3 protein-coding genes are annotated in these 1,960 nt (G+C 54.2%); 2 read left to right on the forward strand and 1 reads right to left on the reverse strand.

Annotated features, from left to right (window positions below):
- Nucleotides 1–547: 547 nt before the first annotated feature.
- Together AC1DH9_RS28175 and AC1DH9_RS28180 are read left to right on the forward strand one after the other, a co-directional pair.
- The gene (locus AC1DH9_RS28175) at nt 548–832 is read left to right on the forward strand and encodes a DUF3077 domain-containing protein (protein ID WP_427540694.1); all 285 of its coding nucleotides are present in this window, start codon (nt 548–550) and stop codon (nt 830–832) included.
- Nucleotides 829–1,095, forward strand: coding sequence for a short-chain dehydrogenase (locus AC1DH9_RS28180; protein ID WP_427540691.1), 267 nt, complete (start codon nt 829–831; stop codon nt 1,093–1,095). The genes AC1DH9_RS28175 and AC1DH9_RS28180 overlap by 4 nt, the downstream gene beginning before the upstream one ends.
- A gap of 275 nt (nt 1,096–1,370) precedes the next feature.
- Here AC1DH9_RS28180 and AC1DH9_RS28185 read toward each other — a convergent pair whose 3' ends face one another.
- The gene (locus AC1DH9_RS28185) at nt 1,371–1,691 is read right to left on the reverse strand and encodes a hypothetical protein (protein WP_427540688.1); all 321 of its coding nucleotides are present in this window, start codon (nt 1,689–1,691) and stop codon (nt 1,371–1,373) included.
- Nucleotides 1,692–1,960: the final 269 nt, after the last annotated feature.

Consider the following 1,960-nt stretch of genomic DNA (forward strand, 5'->3'; position numbering starts at 1 on the left):
GTGTACCTGACACACCGCAATTACTGAATTTACGACTGCTTCGCAGCCGAACGCAGCCTTCGGCAGCTGCTACAGATCGCATTACGGCTTCAATGAACAGCATTACGGACAGTGTCCGGGCTTTTAGGTGAGTGTCTGGTCCTGAAACGGGTGTAATCCTTGTTCAGGACGGGACCGGCTAATGGGTGTCCCTTTTCCGCATCGGTATCCGCGCACACGGCAACTGTCCGTTTCAGAACAAACCTACAAACAAACCACCTGCGTCAGACCTTAGGCCGATTGACTGACCTCGCCCCACTCCCTATCCTCGCGCCTGTCACGACTCATTCGTGATCGGGTTTGACGGCCCGCTTTTCTTACGACGCGCATAGYCTCTCTCTGCTCGTGCATTCTTATGCCCGCAGCATTTATGGCAACTGTGCGTGGGGCACCTTCGGGTGCGCCGGTGTACGTGAGAGCCGGTCCGTCAACCTACGTACAGTTGCCACCCTATTTCGTTTGACGGCGATTTCGTGGCAGCTCTTCTGAATCTTACGGAGCTACACCCATGACCGATCCAACCACAAAATCCATCCCCTTCGCCCGCTGCGACCACGTCGACCATTACCTGTTCGCCGTCCAACCCGACATCCCGTTACTCGACGCACTCGAACACGCCTCGATCTACCTGAGCTGCGCCGAAGCCCTCGCCCATCAAGCCCCCACCGCCACCACCCCGGAACACATCGTCTCGTTACGCTGGGCCAGCCAGCAGATGCTCGGCACCGCCCGATCATTGCTCCAGGCGTCGATCGACGGACTGCACGCCGCCCAACCGGAGGATGACGCATGAACCCGCACATGCCGATGACCAACAACGATTGCGATATCCCGGTGCTGCTGGTCGCCACCCAAGCGCCGCTGGAAGTGCTGCACTGCAGCGCCGCTGCACGGTTTCTGGCGGTCACGCAAATGATGGAAAGCCTGGCCAGCCTCGACATTGCCCATGCCAAAGGCGCAGACGTGCAGCAAATCGCGCACGCAGCGGCCATGCTGCTGCGGGACGGTTGTGATGTGATGGATGTGTTGGGGCGCCAGATTCGGGCGCAGCACTGAGGTAACGCATAGGCTGTTCCCGCACGTTGCGGGGAAGGAGCTGATGAGCCTCAGGTCGTGCGCGCAATATCTTGCAAAGCGATGATGTTCAACGCCGTACCCCGCGATAACTATGTACCTCATAGCGGGGTGCGATTTATTTGAGGGTAAGGCTCGTTTTAAGAGTGCGGCTAAGGTTGGAGCCTTCCAAGCTGCAATTAATCTGCACCAAAAAGGGGGTGCCTATTAGCCTTGACTCGAGACCGGCTAGTGGGTGTCCCCTTTTCGCTTCACTCTTACAAAGGATGATCCTTCAGAAAGGCGCTAATATCTTCGTCTGCGACCCCCGGAGCTCCTGCTTGAAGCCATTGCTCAAATCCCTCAGGAAAGGCGGTTAAATACTTTCCATCTTTATGAACTCCTGAAGATGAAACACCAAATTCCGAAACAAATCTTAAATGATGCACTGCAATCACCCATAGACGCCGCAACTCTTGTTCTTGAGGAGCACCTAAAGACACCTCAGAAATGTAAGGAGAGTCCCCTTCAACAAAGTCCAATACATCTTTAGCTCGCCCGACACTAATTAGCTTTTTTATAGTTTCTATCTTTCCCAAAACACGCCTCGCTCATCAAGGTGAAAAGCTCACACGAAAAAGTGGATTGAATTTTCCGAGACTGGCTTTGCCCCCCAAATTGATCAATGCGTGGTTAGAAACAAGTTACGAACTAAGAACCAATCGCTCGCCCTCAAAATATCCCGACTGGACATCCTCACCCATTTTCTTTTCGAGCCTAGTCAATCCATGTAATAGCGCCCCAAGATCAACCGCGAACACCATCTCAAAACCCATACCGCATACCGAAACCTCATGCCCTCTGACGC

It is taken from the genome of Pseudomonas sp. 05T35 (assembly GCF_056396605.1).

Excerpts from the sequence above, each read along its gene's own strand:
- AC1DH9_RS28175 (WP_427540694.1), top strand. The coding sequence starts at position 548 with ATGACCGATCCAACCACAAAATCCATCCCCTTCGCCCGCTGCGACCAC.
- AC1DH9_RS28180 (WP_427540691.1), top strand. The coding sequence starts at position 829 with ATGAACCCGCACATGCCGATGACCAACAACGATTGCGATATCCCGGTG.